This window comes from Alkalinema sp. FACHB-956 (genome assembly GCF_014697025.1).
In the GTDB taxonomy this organism is placed as follows: Bacteria; Cyanobacteriota; Cyanobacteriia; order Leptolyngbyales; family Leptolyngbyaceae; genus Alkalinema.
Genome location: NZ_JACJRC010000007.1, coordinates 90,367 through 112,827, shown reverse-complemented (window position 1 = coordinate 112,827; position 22,461 = coordinate 90,367). Strand labels below are relative to the sequence as shown.

Genomic DNA, 22,461 nt, shown 5'->3' with positions numbered 1-22,461 from the left:
TCAAAGTTTCCGTTCCAAATGGAGAGAACGCGCGTAAAATCGTGGGGACAGAGCGCTAAGTTGGGTCGCAATGCCACCGATCACCACTTTTACCGATGTTTTGCCCCTACGGGCGATCGCCTTTCAGCTCCTCTTTCTGATTTTGGCGATCGCTATCGAAGCTGCCGTCTTGAACGTGCGGCTGGACTTGGGACGCAAAGTGAGTATGCAGTATGCTGCTTCCATCAACCTTTTCACCACGGTGTTAGGTTGGGTAGCTTTTTTCGTCGCGGAACCCCTACTCCCAGAGCCCTATCGCATCCTCGTGATCGACTATGTCTTCTTTGGGATTCGATCGATTCCGCCCATCATGATTGGCCTAGGGTTTGGGATCTTCCTAGTCACCTTTCTGTTGAAGCTCCAGGGCATTGAGTGGCTAGAATTGCTCTTGGAAAAAAGTACACTCCCCGAGAAAAAAGGGGATGAGTCACCCAAATTTAAAGGTCGGCTTCGTCAACAACAGACAAATCCTATCTTTGCCCCGGAGTCCAATCGGCCTCTGGCGGTACTTTGGGCCAACGCCTTTAGCTTTACGGCCATCAGCATTATTCTAGCGATTCGCATCCTCGTGGCTCAGCCGCCGTTGCCGCGCTAGTCTCTGCACAAGCTAAGGTCTCGCAGATGATCTATCACAAGCATATGCGAGCAGTACGGTATGTGAACGGCCTCTTAGGTCTGAACGGTTCGGAGTTCCTGTCCTTCCATTGACCAACGTTATTGCGATAAGCGTTACAGCTCCATTGACTGAAAACTCGTCCTTCAGAATCTGTCCCATTCTTTTCGCCAGTATCTGGTCAATATCTGGTCAGTCTTCTTCATCTCGTTGCTCCATTGACAGCTTTAGCTCAACTGCTTGCCGCTAACTTGCTAAATGCTAATTTGCCTCACAAAGTTGCCATGAACGCGCTGCCATGAAAGAGTTTATTCAAGAAATTCGTAACTTTCTGACCCCTAAACAGCCTGCATCCTGGCAAACTTTGTTATTGCTGAGTTTGTTTTCGTCATTCATTGCCTTTTTCACCACCTCGATCGCGCAAAACATCATTTCATCCTGTGGCTGGATTTTCTTGATTTTGGCGGCTTGGTGGTTTGTCTATGAACCGCCGGTCAAGAAGGCTCTCACGTTTCCGGGCGTCTTCACCCAGATCTTTTTGGGGCCTTGGATTATCTCTGCCTTGATTTGTCTATTTCTCTTTGGCAGTTGGGGCAACTTTGGGCAATTGACCGCCATTACCCCCCCTGCATTCATTGTCTGGCCGATCTTAGCGGCTTTCATTGGCTTAATTCCCAATTTTATTAAAACCAACGGTGGCAGCAAAACCCCCGAATTTACCTGGCCCGGTAAGGATAAGCGCCAAGGCATGGTGCTGTTTTTGCTTAGTCATGTGTTGGTAGCCTGCTGGTTCCAGTTCTACTTTTTGCTACAGGGGTGGCTTAGCATTTATCCCAGTTTGCTTGCCGATGACTTTACCAGTAGCTCTTTTGTCGTGCGGGTTTCCAACTTCGATCGGGGCGCTCCCTTGGGCAAAGATGTGCTCAATACTGCCGAGTCTCAGCTGCGGAGCCGCCTAGAGAAGCAGAATTGGAGCGAGATTGAACGCTGGTTATTTGAAAACAAAGCCCAAAAGCAATGGGTCAACGATCTCGAAAGTGATGTCAAAAAACAATTGTCCCAGCGTTGGCGACTATTTGAAGGGCAACTGTGGGATCTCCAGGGTAAAGTCACCACCGATCGCTTTGATACGGGCGCAATGTACAACGTGCAATTGGATGCTGTTTGGCAAGGGCCGAGTTCCCAGCAGGCTGGCTATTACCTCACCAAAACCTGCGAAATTACGCCCAATCGCCAGTTCTATCGCAAGGCAGGGGCAGCCCTACCCGCAAGTCGTGTGGTGGGCCGTTTGAAATGCAACGATGTCAGCCGTCCGATCGAGATTAAGCCAGATTCTAAGCCTGTGGGTGCTTAACGTCGGGAGGCTGAGAAACTGCACCAAGCGAGCTAGACTGTGTTATTCTCCCTTTGCATCTCTCTTTGCTCTAAGTTCAGTGACTCTGAGTCAAATTGATTAATCAGGCAAATTGATTAGGCAAGGGGAGTCGCAAAACTTTAGCCGTTTCTCAGCCAATCCCATCATGTTCGGTTCCATCGCGAGAATTACAGTCATTGCATCGAATGTCTTTCGGGAAGTGATTCGCGATCGCGTCCTCTATTTGGTTGGGTTCTATGGCATTACCCTCATCCTAGCCCAACGCCTGCTGCCCGAGATTGCTGCTTCCACCGAGCAAAAAATTCTGCCCGATCTAGGCTTGGCGGCCATGCAAGTTCTGGGTCTGTTGCTGACCGTGTTTGTAGGCACTGGGCTAGTGAATAAAGAAATTGAAAAACGCACGGTTTTTGTCCTGATTGCGAAGCCTGTCAGTCGATCGGAATTTATCCTGGGGAAGCACTTGGGATTGTCGGGGGTCTTAGCGGTTCTAGTGGCCATAATGACCGCACTTTACGCGGGGGTGATGCTGTTGGGGCGTGTGGAGTTTAATGGGCTTGCCCTCCTATGCCATTCTGCGTTTCTCTGGCTTCAGCTTTCATTAATCACCGCGATCGCCATTGGTTTTGGGGTCTTTACCAGTTCTTTGTTAGCGGTGCTGATGACCTTCTCGGTCTATTTGATGGGATCCCTCAGTCGAGATCTGGTGACTCTTGGCAAGCTGTCCAAAAATCCCGCGATCGAGCAAGTCACCCGCTATCTCTACATGGTGTTGCCCGATCTATCTCGGCTCGATTTAAAGAACCAATTGAACTACAATCTCATCCCTGGCACGGATATTCTGCTGGCCAATGCTGGATATGGTTTACTGTATATAGTTCTTGTACTGGCATTGGCTTCGTTAATCTTTGAGCGCCGAGAGTTCTAAGATCAACTGATCCCAAGCAAGGGAGAGTAAGCAACTTCAAGGTGACAGAGTTGATGCGACAGCGTTGGTACGTCTGATTGTTTCCTTATGAACCTTTCGACTCAGTGTTACTGGGGGGCTGCCCTAATTCAAGTTGACTTCAACCCTGAAGTCTCCAATAAGGTTGCCGACTCTCGGGATTCTGCGGCTCTAGGCTCTACGGTATGGGGCACGCAGGCACTGGGTTCTATGGAGCTCGCAGCAAGATTTCATGCCTTTCGGGATGCATTGGATGACTGGCTAGAAGGCTATCTTGACCAAGGGCTAACCCAGGAAAGTACCGAGAGCGAAAGCAACGAACCGCAGGGCGATAGTGATCACGAGTTACCTCTGCTCCAAACCCTAGTCGAGGCAATTGCCCGATTTCTGACCGGAGAAGAGGTGGCGATCGCCCTAGATCCTACGTTTCGGAGTCTCCTGGCACCCTTCCCTTCCTCGGGCAACCACTATCGAGCCACTACCTATTACACTCCAAATAGTTCAGACTCAAATTATTCATCTCCTCCACCCTGCACTCCCAATAGCAGCCCAGGCAACCCATCAGACCATACCCATACATCAGGTAATACGTCAGGTAATACATCAGGCAATACCCATACATCAGACAATACCAATACATCAGGCAATACAATAGATTACAAAATTGACGCCTGTTGTTTGGATTCCTGTTTTTTTAACGCGGCTAGTTTTAACGCTACTAGTTTTAACGCCACTGGTTTTAACGCTTCTAGTCTTAATCCTTCTAGTCTTAATCCTTCCAGCCCTAATCCCTATAGCGAGAACTCACGCCCTGGAACAATTCAATTGACGCTGAACCAAGCGATCGCCTCTGAAACGTTACGACTGTGGGAAGCGCAAGATTGCTGCTGGGCTTGGCGGCTCATGGCTCAAGGCCAGGAAATTGGCTGGTTGATTGGGCGTCCGCAGATTATGGATACGGCTCTTCTAGAGGCCATTCCTCAGACCAGTAGAAAGGCATTTATTCAACGGGTTGCTCAGTTGGTTGGGCAAGGTTTAGGTCGTTATCGATCGTATAACCAACTGCAATTACAGACCCAAACACTGCAAGTTAGAAACCAGGAACTGCAACAGATTAGTCAACTTAAAAGTGAGTTTTTAGCCAATACCAGCCACGAAATTCGCACCCCCTTAAGTTCCATTCTGGGCTTTACCCATCTTTTACGGGAACAGGGGTTTAACCCCGGCAGTCTACGCCATCAGGAATATCTCAAAATTATTCTCACCAGTGGCCAACATCTCTTGGCTTTGATTAACGACATTCTCGATCTTTCCAAAATTGAAGCCAATCAACTGGATTTGAATTGGGAGTCGGTGGAGATTGAACCGCTCTGTCGAACTGTGTTATTGCTAGTCAAGGAAAAAGCCAGCGATCGGGGCTTGTCTCTTAAACTGAACATCCCGGCAGATTTGCTGCCCCTGAAGGCCGATCCCCTGCGACTGAAGCAAATGCTGTTTAACTTACTGTCTAATGCCCTCAAGTTTACGGCGGTCGGTACTGTAGGGTTGCGGGTGGTGCAGGAGAACGGTTGGACGCGGTTAACGGTGTGGGATACGGGAACTGGCATTTCTCCAGAACAGCAAAGTTTGCTCTTTAAGCCCTATCAGCAACTGCCCAACGCAGTGGCAAGCCCAACGGAAGGCACAGGATTGGGATTGGCGCTGACTCAAAAGTTAGCCGAACTGCATGGGGGTTGGGTGGAGTTGGAATCGGAATTGAATCAGGGTTCGGCCTTTACAGTCGTGATTCCGATCGACTCTGCCTGTGCCCCAGCGCCCGTTCAGGCTATAAATTCTGCCATCTCTCCGCCAGAAGGTTCAGAAGGTAATTCACAAGGTAATTCAGAAGCGAGTTCAGAAGCGAGTTCAGAAAGTACTGCCGATCGAGGTCAGCCACCGGTTGCTTTAGGCAGTCGAGCCGCATCTCAACCCATAGCCCCCACCCAGCCCCAAGAGACTCTACAGATGCGGGGTGAAATTTTGTTGGTAGAAGATAACTTATATAATGGTCAGTTGCTCATGGCCTATTTGGGTCGGTTGGGCTATCACATCGTCTGGGCTAAGGATGCTGAGGAGATGTGGCAATCTCTACATCATGCCTTACCGCATTTGATTTTGATGGATATTAACTTACCCGAAGTGGATGGTTTAACCTTAATCCGTCAGTTACGATCGCAGAATTCCTATCAGGAATTACCAATTATCGCTCAAACTGCAATGGCAATGTCGGGCGATCGGGAGACTTGCATGACCGCAGGGGCCACAGAGTATATTGCGAAACCGATCGATCTCAAAAAACTAGCGAGCTTAGTTGCCCAGTACACAACACACTAGATTCACGATTTGACTTAAGGCGTTGGAATTCTGTGTAAAACACTAGAGGTTAAAAGCCAGGTTAAAAACCAGTTGAAAAATCAGTTGAAAACCATGTTTGCCGATAATCACAATAGGAATATTGATAAATTTACAGATGAATTGACAGATGAATCTATCGATAATGCAGAATATGTTTCAGAAACTACAATCAGTCATGTTATTAATAGCTAGTTCATTCATGTTTCCAGGAATCATAGAAGCATGATTAGGGTTTTACTGTTGGTGTTTCCTATCCATTTCTCCCGTGGTATTTAGTTAATCTCCGTAGAACTATGCTGATAGATACTCTTGATCGCTCACCACTGCTCGATCGTCTCCGTGACCTGTTTGCCGAGATGGATAAAGCTCTAATTGCCTACTCCGGTGGCATTGACAGCACCTTAGTGGCCAAGATTGCCTACGATGTTTTGGGCGATCGGGCCTTGGCGGTTACGGCAGAATCCCCCTCCCTGCTCCCGGAAGACTTGGAAGACGCTCGGATGCAGGCAGCCTATATCGGCATTCCCCATCAGGTTGTCCAAACCCATGAGATGGATAATCCCAACTACACCGCCAACCCCATCAATCGTTGTTACTTCTGCAAAAGTGAACTGCACGACACACTGAAACCCTTAGCGTTGCAATGGGGCTACCCCTACGTCGTGGATGGCGTCAATGGCGATGATTTGCGGGACTATCGACCTGGAATTCAAGCCGCTAAGGAACGGGGTGCCCGATCGCCCTTAGCCGAATTGGGTATTACAAAATTGGAAGTGCGGGAACTGTCCAAATCCCTAGGACTGCCTTGGTGGGATAAACCCGCTCAACCTTGCTTAAGTTCCCGGTTTCCCTATGGCGAAGAAATTACGATTCCAAAATTACAGCGAGTCGGTCGGGCAGAACTGTATTTGCGGAAATTAGGCTGGCAAAATATTCGCGTGCGATCGGAGGGAGAAACCGCCCGCATTGAAGTCCTACCAGAGCAAGTCAAACAATTTGTCATGGACACCGATTTGCCAACCCTGGTTCAGATCTTTCAAGAGTATGGGTTTCTCTACGTCACCTTAGATTTAGAAGGCTACCGCAGCGGTAAGTTAAATGATGTCTTAACTCAACACCCACTTAATGTAAGTTCAACACATTCGTGATGTAGCCCGATCTTTGCTGCGGAGCAACCAATGTCGCGGCTCAGCAAAGATCGAAAACTTTCTTCACCTCAACACAGGATTAGAGAACTAACTTACGACAGTAGAATGCTTCTGCATATCGACTGGGGGAATTAGATTCAACACCGCGCAAGCGTAGCAGTGAGAGAAATGTATCTTCTGTAAACCACTGGCGTTTCTTTTGCGTATCAAAAACTTCCATCAAGGTCTGAATCTTGCGTTGACAAGTTGATTCATCTAGATGGACAAAACAGTTAGGCTGACCAAGATCGCCATCATATTTTGGGATCTCATATTCTAAAATCAGATGATCCCTGAAGCTATTCCAAGTGAGATCAGAAATCAGGCGATGATCCTGGTGGGCATCTTGTTTGTAGTGAGTCAAAACCAAATCTGGAGAGAAGGCTTGCTTAATCTCCTCAAAGTATTCCTTGATCTCCGCTCCAACAAAGGGGAAAAAGCTGTTTCTAAAGTTTTTGACAACAATATTCTCGATCGTAGCTCCCTGCAAGAAGCGATTTGCCGCAGCAAATGCCTCCTTCGATCGCACTTCGCTAGAACTAAAAACCACCCAATAAAAAATGATATTGGGATAGGTTTCAATCAACTTTAAGATCGTCCCGCCACAGCCAATCTCAATATCATCACAATGGGCTCCGAGACAAAGAACTCGATAGGCAGAGTCCGATTTTGCTTCAAAGTTTAGTTTCAGCACGCTGATGCTTCCTCGTAATTGCTATCCTAAACAACCAGAACTTGGACTAAGCATTAACAGGAGACTTAAGCATTACGTTTCCACACTTCCCAAACAGCCTTTCCTTGGGAATACATATCATCAAGGTTTTGCTTATCCCGGAAGGTATCCATGCACGTCCAGAAGCCGTCATACTTGTAGGCCAGCAATTGCTCTTTTTCAATCAGCCGCTGGAACGGTTCTATAACCAGTTCTTCACCGGCTTCCATGTACTTGAAGATTTCCGTCTTGAACGCAAAGAAGCCACCATTGATGCGTGTGTCCGAATCAGTTACGTGCTGAATGCTGGTCACTACCCCATCCTCTTGCGTGGATACCACATGGAAGGTCTGGGTCGGTTTCACACACAAGAAGCTTGCAATTTTATCGTGGCGAATGAAATTATTGATGTAATGATCTAAGGGCAGGTCGGTGAGGCCATCACTGTAATTAGCTAAGAACATTTCCTCCCCGGCTAGGTGTTTCTCCACCGCCTTCAGACGCTGACCAATGTTGGAGTGCAGCCCCGTATCCACAAACGTGATTTTCCAGTCTTGGATATCGCTGCCAAGCATGAGGAGCTGCTTACCGCCCCCTGATAGAACAAAATCGTTGGAAAGGCACTCATTGTAGTTGAGAAAATACTCCTTAATAAAATCCGCTTTGTAGCCTAGGCACAGGATAAATTCTTTATGACCATAATGGGCATAGTACTTCATCAAATGCCAGAGAATGGGACGGTAGCCAATGTTCACCATCGGCTTGGGCACGCTTTCAGAATAGTCCCGTAACCGAGTCCCTAGACCGCCACAAAAGAGAACTACTTTCATGATTTTTCTCCTGAGATATGATGAATAAATCGCAGTTAATTGAAAACTGCTGAAGGCAGAAACAGACTCAATTCTGTCAAAATGCGATCGCGAGAACACTTCCTGCGGGCAATCTCTCCAGTCAGCCAGCCGTTCCTAAGAAAGTGCCTTGAGTAAACCCGCTTCCTCGAGGGCATCCGCTGCTTTTTTGATCGCGTCGAACGCATATCCGGATCGATCGGCAATCTCGAGCAAACTATGTAACCCATCGGAGAGATTAAGCGTCCAGAGCATGGCCATTTCATTGATGCCAGTTCCAGCCGGCCCACCAACGGCCCTGTATAGTCCGCGTTTCCCTAACTGAGGTTCGCACTTGGGATTTTGATTGAGATAGGTCTTATTGTGCTCGAGAACCGAAAGAACGCCTAGACATTTTGTGAACGAATCTTGCAGGGCCCAAGGTTGAATAAACTCTAAATTATCTGCAGAAGTATGATATTCAGGAAATTGGCTATTGGGTGTCCGCATAAAGCAGCCCACGGGCAAATTAAATCCTGGCGAGCAATATTGCCGTTCGTCATAGCCGTAGGGTGAAAAATCGATCACTTTATAGTCTTTCCCCGAATGCTGCAGGATATGCAACACGGCTCGATCGATTTCCGCATCTCCCCGCCGACTCTTTTTGTAGGTGGAATGGCCCGGATCCCCTAGACAACTGAGCACCAACCCATGGCGAATCCGATCGACGATTTCCTCATTGCGACTGAGCCAGGTAATTGAGCCAATGGTGGCCGGAATGAAGATAAATCGATAGGAATAGCGCCGATGAATTTCGCTGAGATGTTTCGCTAGGGTCGTGGCGATCGCGATGCCCGAGAGATTGTCATTGGCCAACGAAGGATGGCAGGCATGGCAGGAAATCAGCACTTCCTCGGGAGTTTCTCCGGGAAGATAATATTCGCCGTAGGACAGGTAACCGGGTTCCAAGCTCGAATCAATCCGCACTTCATACTCATCCTCGGGGAGGGCCAGAAGCTGATTGTGACTCAGACAAAAACCCCAGGTGTCTTTGTAGTAGGACGTGCGGTAGGGGATCCAATCGGGCCGATCGGGCAGGCTAAACAGGTGGGGTTTGAGGTCTTGGAGGGAGAGCTTCGTGTGAACCGGAATGCTGTAGTTGACCACGTGCAGGTTCGATCGCTGGAAATCAATCACCCGATCGCCCTGGGAGTTTTTCACATAGGCATCCCGAATCGTCCACTCGCGGGGCACCGTCCAGTCAAAGACCTGAGTTCCCGAGGGCACTTGATGTTGGGTCAAGGGAATCTGGGTTTGGAGAATCTGGAGCGTCTGACGAAAGCCCTCACCCGTAATGCTGCGGCAGATTGGGTAGAGTGCGCGCACGAGGAACTCCATCTCCTGCACCGTTTGCGCCAGATCCAGCGTTTGTCGGAGATCGCTAATATTCATGGCAGTTTAGGGGGATGACAGCGGAGGCAGAGCCAGCTTAGGACTCCACCTCCCGATGCACTCAGAAATTACAAGCCGATGCCTTCGTACTTCGCGATGCTGTGCTGGTCGAGCAGACGACGACCGTCCACAAACACAGGCTGCGGATCGAGTTTGGTGAGCAGTTCCGGCACCGATCGAAACTCATCCCAGCGGGTCACGAGCACCACGGCTTGCACCCCTTCTAAGACCTGATTGAGGCTGTCGCAGTATTCCAACGCATCGGCTCCCAGGATGTGCTGGGCTTCTGCATTGGCGACCGGATCGTAGGCTTTCAGGATAGCTTTTTGCGCCAGGAGATCTCGCACGATCGGAATCGCAGGAGATTCGCGCATGTCGTTGGTGTTGGGTCGGAAGGACAGCCCCAGGATCGCCACCCGCACCCCTTCGAGGGAGGGGAAATGCTTGTGCAGTCGGGCAATCACCTGTTTAGGCTGGGCTTGGTTAACCTGAATTACCGCATCCAGCAGGGGCATGGGACTGCCGTATTTTTCGCCGTGGGCAATCAGCGCTTTCACGTCCTTGGGCAGACAGCTTCCGCCAAAGCCACAGCCCGCCGCCAAGAAGCTGGTAATCGGCGGCACGATCCGATCTCCGTTGGGCATTACTGTGGTCAGATAGCGGCTATTGTGAACCCCCTGCATCACTTCGACAATGTCGGTATTTCCGATCGCCGCACAGAGGTTGCCAATTTCGTTGGAGAAGGAGATCAACAGTGCCAGCAGCGAGTTGGAGGTGTACTTTATCATCTCGGCGGTGGAGTTATTCGTCCGCAGCCGATCGACACCGTCAAAGCCTTCGTAGAGCTGATCCAGCAGATCAATACTGCGATCGTCAATGCCGCCCAGGACAATGCGATCGGGGTACATAAAGTCGCTTATCGCTTCCCCTTCTGTGAGGAATTCCGGGTTCATGCCGACGCCGAAGTCCACACCTGCTTTTTTGCCCGAGGCCGCCTCGAGAATGGGCAGCACCACCTGATCGGTCGTTCCCGGCACCACTGTACTCTTGACGATGACGAGGTGATAGGTGGACTTGTCCTTGAGCGCTTCACCGATCTGCTGGGCCACCTGTTTGACATAGGTCAGATCCACTTCGCGCCCATCAAAGGGGGTTCCCACCGCAATCAGCGACACGTCCGTGTCCAAAATCGCCTGCCGGAAATCCGTGGTGGCCTTGAGGCGGCTGTGGATATTGCGCTCCAACAGTTCATCCAGGCCCGGTTCATAGAACGGCGAGAAGCCCTGGTTGATCTTTTCAACTTTGTTGGGATCGATATCGACGCAGACCACCTGATGGCCCTTATCCGCAAAACAAACGCCCGAAACCAGTCCGACATAGCCGGTGCCAATAATTGAAACCTGCATTATGCATCCTCCGCAACTTGGTTGTCGTGGTACCAGATCAGCGATCGGCGTAGTCCTTCTTCGATCAGAATGGTCGGGTTATAGCCCAGATGGGTACGGGCCTTGGTGATGACAGGGCAGCGACGGTTGGGGTTATCCACCAGGTAGTCTTTGTCTTCGCTGACTTGACGCACGACCTTGCCCTGGTAGCCAAACAGATTACGGGCATACTTTACGGTGAGTTCCGCTAGTTCCGCCACGGAGATTTCCGGCGATTCGATGCCGATGTTGTAGGCTTCACCGGGATGACCCTTCACCAGCACTTTGTAGTAGCCCGTAATCGAGTCGGCGGAGTAGCAGAAGGTACGTTTGGGGGAGCCGTCGGACAACATCGTGATATCCCGCCCGGAGAAAATATCGCGGGCAAAATCCGGCAGCAGACGACGATCGGTGATCTTGAGGCCGGGGCCGTAATTGTTGAAGGGACGGGCGGACTTAATCGGCAGGTTGTACTGCTGGGCAAAGTTGACGCAGAGGGTTTCGCCATAGCGTTTGGCTTCGTCGTAGCAGGCGCGGGGGCCGGTGCAGGAGACAAATCCGCGATAATCCTCAGGGGTGGGAATGTTCTCGGGGGAGGGATCGCCGTAGATTTCGCTGCTGGAGAAGAACAGGAAGCCGCCCACTTCTTTACCCGCATCGCGCTGCTGCTTGAAGTATTCCAACAGGTTGCGCAGGCCGTTGACGTTGGCATCCATGGTGCCGATCGGGTCTCGACGATAGAACGTAGGCGAGGCGATCGAAGCGGCGTGGATGATGTACTGGAAGTCACCCATGTCGGCGGGCAGGGGATCCTTGAGATCTTGCTTGCGCAGGGTCAGGGTGGGATCGCCTTCGAGATCAGTCAGCCAGGTGGGCACCCCTCGGGAATAGTTATCAAAAACCGTCAAGCGAATTTGGCGAGCGGCCTCCACCTGTTTATTCCAATGCAGCACCGATTGCACAAAATAGTAGCCCAGAAAACCAGCCCCACCGGTAATCAGTAGGCTTTTACCCGCCATGGTGCCAAATTCTTCAGCAAGATTTTTGCAGATGTAATCTAAATCTTCCTGGATAATATCCTGAGCTGTCTGCACTGGATTGGTTTGCCGATCGTCGAGGACGATCGCATCGATATTTCCACCCATAGAGCGATTTCCAAAAATAATTGCAGTTGCAAATGAACGACTAAAACTTAAATCAAATGTACGGCTGAGAGCTATGCAATCCTGCAATCCTAGGTTCCATTTATAAAGTCATGGCCCGTTCACCGCATGGATACGCATAGCATTGTGTTTAGCACATACAGCAGACCACCGATTCCGCTAGGTAGCAAATCGGCCTAGGAATACACCTTCACTTCCGGCAGCGGTACCACAAATTGCCCACCCCAGTCGCGAATAAAGGACATCTGCTCCATAATTTCGTCCTTCACATTCCAGGGCAAAATCAGCAGATAATCCGGCTTCGTTTCTTGGATTTTGTCCGGCGAGTAGATTGGGATGTGGGTTCCGGGCGTGAACTTCCCTTGCTTGTAGGGGTTGCGATCGACGGTGTAATCGAGAAAGTCCGTACGAATGCCGCAGTAGTTCAGCAGGGTATTGCCCTTACCCGGTGCACCATAGCCCGCAATGGTTTTGCCCTTTTCCTTCACCGTGATCAGAAACTGCAAGAGCTGCCGCTTCGTGGCTTTGACCTTTTCGGTAAAGGTGAAATAGGTCTCCAGTTGGGTCAGTCCAAACGCCTTCTCCCGCTCAATAAAGGCCGCCACCCGATCGCTGACGGGCTTAGACGCATCTTCCGTATGGCGAGCGTAAATGCGCAGGGAACCGCCGTGAATCGGAATCTCATCCACATCAAACAACGTCAAGCCGTGGGCTGCGAAGATTTTCTCCACCACCAAACAGGAGAGATAGGAAAAATGTTCGTGGTAAACCGTGTCAAACAGATTGTCCTGCATCAACTGCATCAGATGGGGAAATTCCATCGTGATCACGCCGGTTGGCTTGAGCAAAATCTTGAGACCGCCGACAAAATCATTGATATCAGGCACGTGCGCTAACACATTATTGCCGAGGAGCAAATCCGCTTGTCCCCGTTCAGCCGCAAGCTCCGTAGCCGTTTGCCGACCAAAGAACTTGTTGACCACCGGAATGCCCTTTTCGATCGCCACCTGGGACACATTCACTGCAGGTTCTACCCCTAAAACCGGTATCCCTTTTTTCAGGAAATACTGCAACAAATATCCATCGTTACTCGCCACCTCTACCACTTGACTCTGGGCATTCAGTTTAAATCGCTCCACCATCAAGTCTGTGTAGTTGCTGGCATTCCTGAGTAGCGCATCCACATAGGACGAAAAATAGGCGTACTCCGTGAAAATCTCTTGGGGACTCACATACTCTTGCAATTGCACCAACAAGCAGTGATCGCACACGTAGGTATGGAGGGGGTAAAACGGCTCCATGTGATTGAGCTGTTCTGACGTGATATGGGTTTGACAGAGGGGAGACATTCCCAAATCGACAAAAGTGTGTTTTAAGGGAGCATCACAAAATCGACAATTTGATTTACTCATAGATCTGCATCTAGAAATTAATGAACCTCAATCCTTCAAATCCTGCCACCTAAAACATGGAAGCGCTAACTTCAGCGAACTCTCTTCAAAACCTCCCACCTTGCAATGTAGCTGTCGCAGCGATACCGAGTAATGCTCCATACAATAAAGTCCTGTTAGTGCACTGCTGATGTAAGGTAGAAAATTACCGAAATGACAACGAAAAACAACGATAACAGTTACGAAATGTAACTACTTGATGCCTCTCATCATGTTGACAATTATCAGTAGTTCTATATTACTTTCACTCAAATTAAAATAGGCTTCACTAAAAATCTACAGTAATGGAGATAAAACTGAGGATTCGGGTACTATCGATCACCTGTAATAGAAAAGTTACAGGCAAGAGAAGTAGTCGGGGGGGCCAGCCAACTCGATAACTTTATCCAATCTTGACTGGGGTAATCGAGTCCATAGCTTATTTGAGTGAAAATTCTGAAAAACTTACAAATAATGGTGATGAGCACACAGAAGCATAATATCTCACAGCAGAATATCCAACACCAGCACACAGGATCAATTGTGCTACAAATTACTTATACGCTGCCCTTACTCACTTCACCACTGGCTTGCCAGGTATTACTTCCAAGAAAAAATTTCCTGAGAACCAACTCTGCAGCGATCAAGACATCACGTAATAATTTTGGACCGTGCCCAATTAGCCAGTATCCAACCGCAAGATAGCAAGCCATTCTATCTCGCAGTGATAAAGGAGCTAATCTCACCGATCTCCAATACTCTCTTATCAAATTCCATTCAGGAAAAGTCAGCTTGCCACGTTTACTCGAGTCCCACCATTCTGTTGGGGGGAGAGGTCCAACTCCTAGCCAAGCCGCCATGCGTGTATAGCTGCGAATCGTGTTGGAGGGCAGCCGTGAAGAGCGTTCCCCGTGATCACGGTTAAAAAATAAAACCTCGGGCACTTCATAAAAACGGCCAAATAGGGACACCCGAGCTAAATAAACACTATCTCCCCGGGCATACAGTCCCTGCGGTGGAATCTTCAGCATCATTTCACGTCGCATCAATCCAAAGATTTCAATCGCAGAATGGCGGCGGTGATCCACACACATCAAGTTGCGAAAACGTCGTGGTGTTTGAGCAACATTAGACTGAATATCGTAGCAATACTCTTTGAGCAACTGGCCTTGGGAATCAATCACCCCCATGCGGGTATAACATAGAGCCACTTCGGGATGGTGTTCGAGAACTTCTACACACCGAGCGAGCCACTCAGGGGCAGAGACATCATCATGGGCAGCCCACTTAAAGTATTCACCTCGTGCCAGCCGTAACACCCGATCGAAGTTTGCCACAGGCCCAATATTATAGTCATTCCGATAATAATAAATCCGGGCATCCCGTGCAGCATACTCTCGACAAATAGCTTCGGTGCTATCCGTCGAGGCATTGTCCGAAATGATAATTTCAAAATCGGAAAAGGTTTGCCCCAAAAGAGAGTCCAGGCAATCTCTTAAAAAAGCTTCACCATTGTAGACGGGAACGCCAATACTGACACGGGGTAAGGCTTCTGCCATAGCTTAGCACTTCCAATATTCATAAAAATGGGGTTAACTGTACGCACAACGGAAGACGACCGATCTTGGATCGAAGGGCGATGCCAGTACTTGGCTCCCACGTAGTCCGATGCCCATTTAACTCATGCAGCAAACTTAATCAAATTCATTCCACAGGAGTTCCTAATACTAGTACCAAAGGGACCTAGAAAATTACCAGTCTTTGGATTCGCTCTTCACTAAAATAAAATATTCGATTTCTAGAGAATCTATGGACTCTGATCTCTAACAGCCTGCCTCGCAACTGTTATGGAAGCAATAGAGCTCCCAGATGGAGGGACAACAGGCTTAAACCATCCCATGAGGTCAAATAAACCACTTTATATCCCCAATCAGAGAATAAACCATGTTAACCTTGAAGATTAAATAAAGCTTTTTCAGCATTCTCTTGAGTGAATATACTGGTGTAACGATGCATAAAGGTTGGTCTAAACCGTCTCTTGGGTGTACTAGCGTACTACTAACCCTAGGGGCACAAGCAACTAACCTGAAGTGCTAACTATCCAAAACTGAGGCTTTAAACCTTAGGCTCTAACACTTAAGAAATGTAATAGGCAATGTACAAATTTTTTGAACCCTAGCAACCCCAACTCTCTCGGGAGAGACGCTGTGATCGCGGCCATCTCGAAATAATTCTGCTGGAGATACAAGTTCTGGCAAGACCAGTTATTGCTGAGCACTACTGACTTAGCATCAACGCGCCAGCATCCTATGGCTTTAAACCAATCCCATGGCTTTGAACCATTGGAAATCTCACCCATCTTCCAAAACCCGCTTCTAGAGACTCCATCAGAAATCCGGAAAATAAGTTTAAGCTCGGAGAAATTTAAACAATGCTCTATCAAAGAGTGCTAGCAAGTCGTGTGGGCTTATATAGATCTTTAAATATGTCTAGATACCTCTAAACGTATAAATAATTGCATCTAAACAATGAGTTGTAGATAGAGTCTTAGATTTATCTACTATGAATCAAATTTACCTACTGTTAACCAATATGACGAATCACAGATGCTGAATCACAGGTTTACATTAACTTTCTGTGTTCCCTACCTCGTTCGCGCCCAAGCTTCCCAATTGGATGATCACAAGTTTGATAATCACAACCTGATTGCCCCCCTGGAATTGAGGTGGCGTGATCTAGGTGTTGCCAGAGGGTTAGTTTAACCTTAAATTGTTACTTTTTTAAGTTTTTGCCTTTAGGTGTAGGATTTAAGGCAGCTCTGGCCTGAGTATACTTTTGGAGAGAAGTCTATTCTCAGCCTGTCTATTCTCAGCCTGTAGTGTCTTAGTCAAGCCCGGTTCTTGTGGGACACAATCTTGCTATCGACTCGCAGAGGAATAATCTGGATGCAGGGATATTTATCCAAGTTTTTCTACGTTTTATCAGGGCGCAAGAAGGAACTCGGTCTTCTGATGGCGCTGGCTACGCTTGCATCGATTCTGGAAGCCTTTGGGATTGGCATGGTAGGCCCCTTTATTGCAGTGGCAACCAATCCCGACTCAGCCGTTTTGGGTTGGTTCCAGGAACGTTTTGCCATACCCAAGGGGCAGGAGTGGAAGGTTGTACTCTGCTTGGGGCTGGCCGTTGTTTTGATTTTCTATGTCAAGACATTTGTGAGTTTTTGCGTTCAGCGCTACATTTTTCAGTACGGCTATCGCCAACAGGGTCTCCTCTGTTCCCGGCTGATGTATGCCTACTCCCGTGCACCCTACACCTACCATCTCAGCCACAATTCCGCTGAACTGACGCAGAATATGCTGAGTGAGACAGAATTATTCACAAACCGGGTGTTGCTTCCTCTGCTGTTTGTTGGTGCAAATGTCGCAGTCATCACCGCGATCGTCATTCTGCTAATCACCACCAATGCTATTGCTGTAGTCATTGTGGGGGGTGTCTTCCTGGTTTCCTTTCTACTGATCAAACGTTTCAAGGGACGTGTTTCTGGCTGGGGCAAGGATCGATCGGAAGCTTATGAAGAAATGATTCGAATTATTAACCATAGCTTTGGAGGACTTAAGGAAATTCGGGTGATTGGCTGTGAACCTTACTTTGAACGACAGGCCAACACCCAAATGATGCGCTACGCCAACTCTGCCTCATCCTTCTTTGCCTTCACCAATTTGCCTCGATACACGATGGAGGCATTTTTGGTGACATTTTTGGTGTTATTTACATTCCTATTCTTACAACTCAGCGGCGGAAGTTCTGAAAATCTTAATGCCATTCTAGGCATCTTCGCAATGGCGTCCATCCGCATGTTGCCTGCGATCACCTTGGTGATTAATGGAACTAGTGATATTCGCTACGCCACCTCCGCCCTCAATCGCATTTACTTTAGCTTGCAGGAGTTGGAGCAAATCTCTGGACAGGCCAAGACATTACCCTACGATCCTGACTGCGTCGGCAAGGATAAAGTAATTTCTCCAATGAACTTCGATCGCGAGGTGATCCTCGATCAGGTCACCTATCGCTATCCTGGATCCGCTGAGTATGCCCTGAAAGGAATTTCTCTCACGTTGAAAAAAGGTGAATCCATTGGACTCATTGGTCGATCGGGCGCAGGTAAAACCACCTTGGTTGATGTCATTTTAGGCCTGTTGGAGCTAGAGGAAGGACAGATTACCGTCGATGGCGTTTCCATCTATGAGGACCTCGCTTCTTGGCAACACTTAATTGGCTATGTGCCTCAAACGATTTTTCTGACGGACGATACCTTAGAAAGGAACATTGCCTTTGGGGTGCCGGATCACCTGATCGACCAACATCAGTTACAAAAAGCGATCGAAATTGCCCAACTGACAGAATTAGTAGAGCGTTTGCCCGAGGGCATTAATACCGTCTTGGGAGAGCGGGGAATGCGCTTGTCTGGGGGACAACGGCAACGGGTCGGCATTGCTCGAACCATTTACCACGATCGCGAAATTTTAGTGTTTGACGAAGCCACCGCTGCCCTCGACAACGAGACCGAAAGCTTAGTCAGTGAAGCCGTGAAAGCCTTAGGTGGTCTAAAAACCATGATTATCATTGCCCACCGACTAACGACGGTAGAACACTGCGATCGCATCTACATGATGGAACGGGGACAAGTGGTGAAGTCCGGTAGCTACGAGGAAGTGGTTCTCAAAGCCCCCACCACGACTCCTCAACAATCCTAAGAATAGCGAGGATTTTGCCCTTGACCGCTCGCTTTGCGATGACTCTTGCATCTACTTCATCTTTATCTGGCGGGTCACCCGACCAACCACGGGTGACCTATTCTTCTAAAATTCATTCTTTTGGAATTGATTCTTTGAGAATTCATTCTTCTGGAATCCCTTGTTTTAGTCGGGTATTTTAGGCTGACCTTGAGATGCAACCCATGGACAATCTAAATTCTGCAACCATAACAGGCTAGGGCAAACGGGCAATTCCCTAAAATCATTGACAGCAAGGAACAATATCAGGGAGATCCATTTACTGAAGCATCCGCCATTATCGACACTCCAAATTTCATGAAAGTTCTGCTACTCAATGACTCCGATAACCAGGGGGGCGCTGCACGAGGGGCCTATCGTCTGTACAAAGGTTTGCAGCAACTAGGGGTTGATGCCAAAATGTTGGTTCGGAATCAACATACGGATGATCCTGGCGTGTTTGCCCAGCGAACCCTGTGGACTACAATCTCGCGTCGGATGGGAAATTTGCCCCTGCTGCGGTATCCCAATCGCCAAGTGGGGTTATTTTCAAGCCAGTGGTTTCCTAACGGAACTGTCCAGCAAATTCGTCGGTTGCAGCCTGATATTCTGCATCTCAATTGGATTTGCAGTGGCTATCTCACCGTGGAAGCGATCGGGCAATTGCGTCAGCCCATGGTTTGGACGTTACGGGATATGTGGGCCTTTACTGGTGGCTGCCACTATAGTCAAAGTTGCGATCGCTACGAACAAACCTGTGGTCGTTGCCCCCACCTTGACAGTTCCCGCGCTCAAGATTTATCCCGCTGGATTTGGGCCCGTAAGCAGAGAGCCTGGCGAAATTTAAATCTGACCTTGGTCGCTCCCAGTCATTGGATAGCGGATTGTGCTCAACAAAGTACGCTGTTTCAGAACCATCGCATTGAAGTGATTCACCATGGCCTCAATGTCAACATCTTTAAGCCCACGGATCCCAAGCTGGCTCGGGCAGCCCTACAACTCCCCTTAGATAAGCAAATTATTGTCTTTGGGGCACCCAATGCCCTAGAGGATCCTCGCAAAGGCTTTCAATACCTGTTGCCGGCTTTGCAGCAACTGATTGCCAATGATTGGGGCCAACGAATTCACTTAGTCATTTTTGGGGCCGAGGATCCCCAGATGCCCATCCAGCTCAACTGCCCAGTGACCTCCCTCGGCCATATCCACTCCGATCACACCTTAGCTTTATTGTATGCAGCAGCGGATGTGATGATTGTCCCTTCCCTCCAGGAAGCCTTTGGCCATACGGCCTGTGAAGCGATCGCCTGTGGCACCCCAGTGGTGGGCTTCAATGCAACGGGCATCAAAGATATTGTCGATCATCAACAAAGCGGTTATCTTGCCAATGCCTATCACATTGATGATTTGGCGCGGGGAATTGCCTGGGTTCTTCAGGATCCAGAGCGCCATACCCAATTACGGCAAACAGCACGATCGCAGGCTGTTGCAAAGTTTGACCATGTTAAACAAGCTGTCTACTACTCCCATCTTTTTCAGGAGTTATTGGAACAACAGCCCCAATGCCAAGGGGCACCTGCGATCGCCCAGTCCTTTGCCCCTTTACCCGCCATTCATCCTTGGAAAGGATAATTGGGTGGTCGGGCTGGTTGCGCTAGAGATTTATGGAGCATTGGCTATAGAACCGGTATGAAGATTTACTGTTATCTCAAGCATTTTCCCCTCGAGAAAGATCCCCATTCCGAAGGGGTCTGCAAAGCAGTGCATGGTCTGGCATCGGGTTTAGTCCAACAGGGTGCCTCCGTCACCGTACTGTGTGAGGGAACACCGTCAGGACAACGCCTCACCCCTGCTGGCTACGAGATTCAATGTTTTCCCAGCGAAGGTTCCTCGCCCAGTTGGAACCTAGCCCCAGAACTCCAGCAATTTCTTCAAACACAGTTCACCGGAGCCGATGCAACGGCGGCGATCGTCATCCTCAACGGCATTTTCCACCGCAGTGTCGCCGCCGTTGCCCAGCAACTGCACAAGTTGCGAGTTCCCTATATCGTGGCTCCCCACGATCCCTATCACCCCACGATTTTCCAAAAAAATGCCCATCTGAAGTGGCCCTACTGGTTTTTAGTGGAAAAACGCTTACTACAACAGGCCACCGCCATCCAAGTACTGGATGCCCAGCATCAACAATGGCTAAGTCGGTTAGGCATTCGCACCCCCATCGTGGCGTTGCCCAATGGCTTTGAACCCCAAGATGTGCTGCCGGAAGCAGACTTGCAATGGCATAACCCAGCAACGGCGCGCTTTTTCTTTTTAGGCCGTTTAGATGCCTATAACAAAGGCTTGGATCTCCTCGTGGATGCCTTTGCCCAATATCAACAATCTGCAACTGCTGCCAGCCATTTAACGCTTCAAGGGTCGGATTGGGGCGATCGAGCCACCCTAGAGGCGCAAGTTAAACGATTAAATTTATCGGAAACTGTGAAGTTTCTGTCACCGGACTATCACACCAGTCCGTCTCAGTTAGCAGTTCAGTATGATGTGTTCTGTATGCCCTCGCGCTTTGAAGGGTTTAGTCTTTCGGCGCTAGAAGCGATGTTAGCCGGTCGGGTTTTACTTGTTTCGGAGGTCGCAGGCATTGCAACCCACGTCCAAGCTAGTGGCTGTGGTGTAGTCGTACAAGCAACCGCCGAGAGTATTGCCCAAGGAATGACCAAGCTTTGGAATTGCCGCGATCGCTGGCCAGAAATGGGATTAAAGGGTCGCCAATATGCCTTAGACAATCTTCGGTGGGACAAAATTGCCCAACAAGCCCTTCAACAGTACAGTCGTTTGGAGATGGTATGAAAATTTTGCTCTCTGCCTATGCCTGTGAACCAAACCGGGGGTCAGAACCGGGCGTGGGATGGAACGTGGCCTTGGCCTTGGCTCAGTATTCCGGAACCCACCACCAAGTGTATGTACTCACCACCGCCGCGCACCGATCGGGAATTGAAGCTGAACTCGCTCACAATCCTCAGCCCAACCTCACAGTTATTTATTTAGATCCCTTCGATTGGGTGTATGACTGGAGTCAGGAAGGGAAGCATTACACATGGGCTGTCAACTTACATTATTATCTCTGGCAAGTAAAAGCCTACCTAGTGGCGCGATCCCTTCATAAGCTGCATCAGTTTGATATTGCCCAACATGTTACCTATGTACGGTATTACAACCCTAGTTTTTTAGCCTTGCTGCCGGTTCCCTTTATCTTTGGGCCAGTGGGCGGAGCTGAAGTGACTCCCCCTCCGTTTCTGACCACATTTAAATCCAAGGATCAATGGTTTGAGCGAATTCGGGCGCTCGCTAAACGGATGGGTGAATGGGATCCCTTTCTGTGGCTGACGATCAGACGGAGTGCCCTGGTATGGGTCACGACTCAAGATACGGAGAAACGTATCCAAGCCTTAGCAGCTCCCAGGGTGGAAACTCTGAGCGAGTCTGGATTAATCGATTCTGAAATTGATCAGTTATGTCAATACTGTTTACCATCCGAGGAACCGATCCAGTTCATTAGCATGGGCCGCTTACTGCATTGGAAAGGATTTCATCTGGGGATTCAAGCCTTTGCCCAGGCCAACCTGCCCAATGCCACCTATTGGATTTTAGGGGAAGGCCCTGAGGAAGGACGACTCAAGCAACTGGTGCAATCCCTAGGATTAGGCGATCGGGTGCAATTTCTAGGAAAATTACCTCGGGCCGAAGGACTCCAAAAATTGGCACAATCCCATGCTTTAGTGCATCCCAGTCTCCATGACTCCGGCGGTTGGGTTTGTCTAGAAGCCATGGCCACGGGGCGACCTGTGATTTGTTTGGATTTGGGAGGCCCAGGAACGCAAGTCACCTCAGAAACGGGATTTAAAATTCCTGCCCATGCCCCCGAACAAGCCATTCAAGACCTAGCCAAGGCTATGGTAGAGGTAGCCACCAATCCCCCCCTAAGGGAACGGATGGGAGCAGCAGGCAGAGTGCGTATTCAGCAGCATTACCGCTGGGAAAATCGGGCAGAATTACTGACACAAACCTACAGCAAGATTCTCCAATCTCAATCCTCGAAGGTAACAAGACAGAACAATGAGAAAGTTAGGACTTAGCAG

General features: G+C 49.1%; 16 protein-coding genes. 9 read left to right on the top strand and 7 right to left on the bottom strand.

The genetic code is table 11. The features are described from left to right. Positions 1-70 precede the first annotated feature (70 nt). The 5 genes from fraC to larE all read left to right on the top strand — a co-directional run bounded on the left by fraC (position 71) and on the right by larE (position 6,512). The gene (gene fraC, locus H6G21_RS10360; protein WP_190573330.1) at positions 71-634 is read left to right on the top strand and encodes a filament integrity protein FraC; all 564 of its coding nucleotides are present in this window, start codon (positions 71-73) and stop codon (positions 632-634) included. Between the two features lie 316 nt (positions 635-950). After that, positions 951-2,006, top strand: coding sequence for a DUF5357 family protein (locus H6G21_RS10355; protein ID WP_190573329.1), 1,056 nt, complete (start codon positions 951-953; stop codon positions 2,004-2,006). A gap of 166 nt (positions 2,007-2,172) precedes the next feature. Next, on the top strand, positions 2,173-2,952 hold the full coding sequence (locus tag H6G21_RS10350) for an ABC transporter permease (RefSeq protein WP_190573328.1): 780 nt from the start codon (positions 2,173-2,175) through the stop codon (positions 2,950-2,952). An 87-nt stretch (positions 2,953-3,039) separates the two neighbouring features. Then, complete coding sequence (locus H6G21_RS10345) at positions 3,040-5,343, top strand: ATP-binding protein (RefSeq protein WP_190573327.1); 2,304 nt, start codon at positions 3,040-3,042, stop codon at positions 5,341-5,343. 314 nt (positions 5,344-5,657) lie between these two features. Further along, positions 5,658-6,512, top strand: a complete 855-nt coding sequence (gene larE / locus H6G21_RS10340; protein ID WP_190573326.1) for an ATP-dependent sacrificial sulfur transferase LarE — start codon at positions 5,658-5,660, stop codon at positions 6,510-6,512. 79 nt (positions 6,513-6,591) lie between these two features. Here the strand turns inward: larE and H6G21_RS10335 are convergent, their stop codons facing one another. The 7 genes from H6G21_RS10335 to H6G21_RS10305 all read right to left on the bottom strand — a co-directional run bounded on the left by H6G21_RS10335 (position 6,592) and on the right by H6G21_RS10305 (position 15,118). Then, complete coding sequence (locus H6G21_RS10335) at positions 6,592-7,245, bottom strand: PIG-L family deacetylase (protein WP_190573325.1); 654 nt, start codon at positions 7,243-7,245, stop codon at positions 6,592-6,594. A gap of 65 nt (positions 7,246-7,310) precedes the next feature. Then, positions 7,311-8,093 (bottom strand): glucose-1-phosphate cytidylyltransferase, encoded by a 783-nt coding sequence (locus tag H6G21_RS10330; protein WP_190573324.1) that lies wholly within the window; start codon positions 8,091-8,093, stop codon positions 7,311-7,313. 135 nt (positions 8,094-8,228) lie between these two features. Next, on the bottom strand, positions 8,229-9,542 hold the full coding sequence (locus H6G21_RS10325; protein ID WP_190573323.1) for a DUF4910 domain-containing protein: 1,314 nt from the start codon (positions 9,540-9,542) through the stop codon (positions 8,229-8,231). Between the two features lie 68 nt (positions 9,543-9,610). Next, entirely contained in the window at positions 9,611-10,948 is a 1,338-nt protein-coding gene (locus tag H6G21_RS10320; protein ID WP_190573322.1) for a UDP-glucose/GDP-mannose dehydrogenase family protein, read from the bottom strand. Then, positions 10,948-12,111 (bottom strand): NAD-dependent epimerase/dehydratase family protein, encoded by a 1,164-nt coding sequence (locus H6G21_RS10315; RefSeq protein WP_190573321.1) that lies wholly within the window; start codon positions 12,109-12,111, stop codon positions 10,948-10,950. The genes H6G21_RS10320 and H6G21_RS10315 overlap by 1 nt, the downstream gene beginning before the upstream one ends. Positions 12,112-12,305: 194 nt before the next feature. Beyond that, positions 12,306-13,541, bottom strand: coding sequence for a class I SAM-dependent methyltransferase (locus H6G21_RS10310; RefSeq protein ID WP_190573320.1), 1,236 nt, complete (start codon positions 13,539-13,541; stop codon positions 12,306-12,308). 575 nt (positions 13,542-14,116) lie between these two features. Further along, positions 14,117-15,118 carry a glycosyltransferase gene (locus H6G21_RS10305; RefSeq protein WP_190573319.1) on the bottom strand — a complete coding sequence of 334 codons (1,002 nt, stop codon included), beginning with the start codon at positions 15,116-15,118 and terminating at the stop codon, positions 14,117-14,119. A 1,386-nt stretch (positions 15,119-16,504) separates the two neighbouring features. Between H6G21_RS10305 and H6G21_RS10300 the strand changes: the two genes are divergently transcribed. From H6G21_RS10300 to H6G21_RS10285, 4 genes are all read left to right on the top strand, one after another. Beyond that, positions 16,505-18,313 (top strand): ABC transporter ATP-binding protein, encoded by a 1,809-nt coding sequence (locus tag H6G21_RS10300; protein ID WP_190573318.1) that lies wholly within the window; start codon positions 16,505-16,507, stop codon positions 18,311-18,313. A gap of 336 nt (positions 18,314-18,649) precedes the next feature. Continuing rightward, positions 18,650-19,960, top strand: a complete 1,311-nt coding sequence (locus H6G21_RS10295) for a glycosyltransferase family 4 protein (RefSeq protein ID WP_190573317.1) — start codon at positions 18,650-18,652, stop codon at positions 19,958-19,960. Positions 19,961-20,017: 57 nt separating this feature from the next. Next, complete coding sequence (locus tag H6G21_RS10290) at positions 20,018-21,172, top strand: glycosyltransferase (RefSeq protein WP_190573316.1); 1,155 nt, start codon at positions 20,018-20,020, stop codon at positions 21,170-21,172. Then, a complete protein-coding gene (locus H6G21_RS10285) occupies positions 21,169-22,458 on the top strand; it encodes a glycosyltransferase (RefSeq protein ID WP_190573315.1) in 1,290 nt (429 codons plus the stop codon). The genes H6G21_RS10290 and H6G21_RS10285 overlap by 4 nt, the downstream gene beginning before the upstream one ends. Positions 22,459-22,461 lie beyond the last annotated feature (3 nt).

Coding starts and splice junctions, on each gene's coding strand:
- fraC (WP_190573330.1), top strand. CDS start 71: ATGCCACCGATCACCACTTTTACCGATGTTTTGCCCCTACGGGCGATC.
- H6G21_RS10355 (WP_190573329.1), top strand. CDS start 951: ATGAAAGAGTTTATTCAAGAAATTCGTAACTTTCTGACCCCTAAACAG.
- H6G21_RS10350 (WP_190573328.1), top strand. CDS start 2,173: ATGTTCGGTTCCATCGCGAGAATTACAGTCATTGCATCGAATGTCTTT.
- H6G21_RS10345 (WP_190573327.1), top strand. CDS start 3,040: ATGAACCTTTCGACTCAGTGTTACTGGGGGGCTGCCCTAATTCAAGTT.
- larE (WP_190573326.1), top strand. CDS start 5,658: ATGCTGATAGATACTCTTGATCGCTCACCACTGCTCGATCGTCTCCGT.
- H6G21_RS10330 (WP_190573324.1), bottom strand. CDS start 8,093: ATGAAAGTAGTTCTCTTTTGTGGCGGTCTAGGGACTCGGTTACGGGAC.
- H6G21_RS10325 (WP_190573323.1), bottom strand. CDS start 9,542: ATGAATATTAGCGATCTCCGACAAACGCTGGATCTGGCGCAAACGGTG.
- H6G21_RS10320 (WP_190573322.1), bottom strand. CDS start 10,948: ATGCAGGTTTCAATTATTGGCACCGGCTATGTCGGACTGGTTTCGGGC.
- H6G21_RS10315 (WP_190573321.1), bottom strand. CDS start 12,111: ATGGGTGGAAATATCGATGCGATCGTCCTCGACGATCGGCAAACCAAT.
- H6G21_RS10310 (WP_190573320.1), bottom strand. CDS start 13,541: ATGAGTAAATCAAATTGTCGATTTTGTGATGCTCCCTTAAAACACACT.
- H6G21_RS10305 (WP_190573319.1), bottom strand. CDS start 15,118: ATGGCAGAAGCCTTACCCCGTGTCAGTATTGGCGTTCCCGTCTACAAT.
- H6G21_RS10300 (WP_190573318.1), top strand. CDS start 16,505: ATGCAGGGATATTTATCCAAGTTTTTCTACGTTTTATCAGGGCGCAAG.
- H6G21_RS10295 (WP_190573317.1), top strand. CDS start 18,650: ATGAAAGTTCTGCTACTCAATGACTCCGATAACCAGGGGGGCGCTGCA.
- H6G21_RS10290 (WP_190573316.1), top strand. CDS start 20,018: ATGAAGATTTACTGTTATCTCAAGCATTTTCCCCTCGAGAAAGATCCC.
- H6G21_RS10285 (WP_190573315.1), top strand. CDS start 21,169: ATGAAAATTTTGCTCTCTGCCTATGCCTGTGAACCAAACCGGGGGTCA.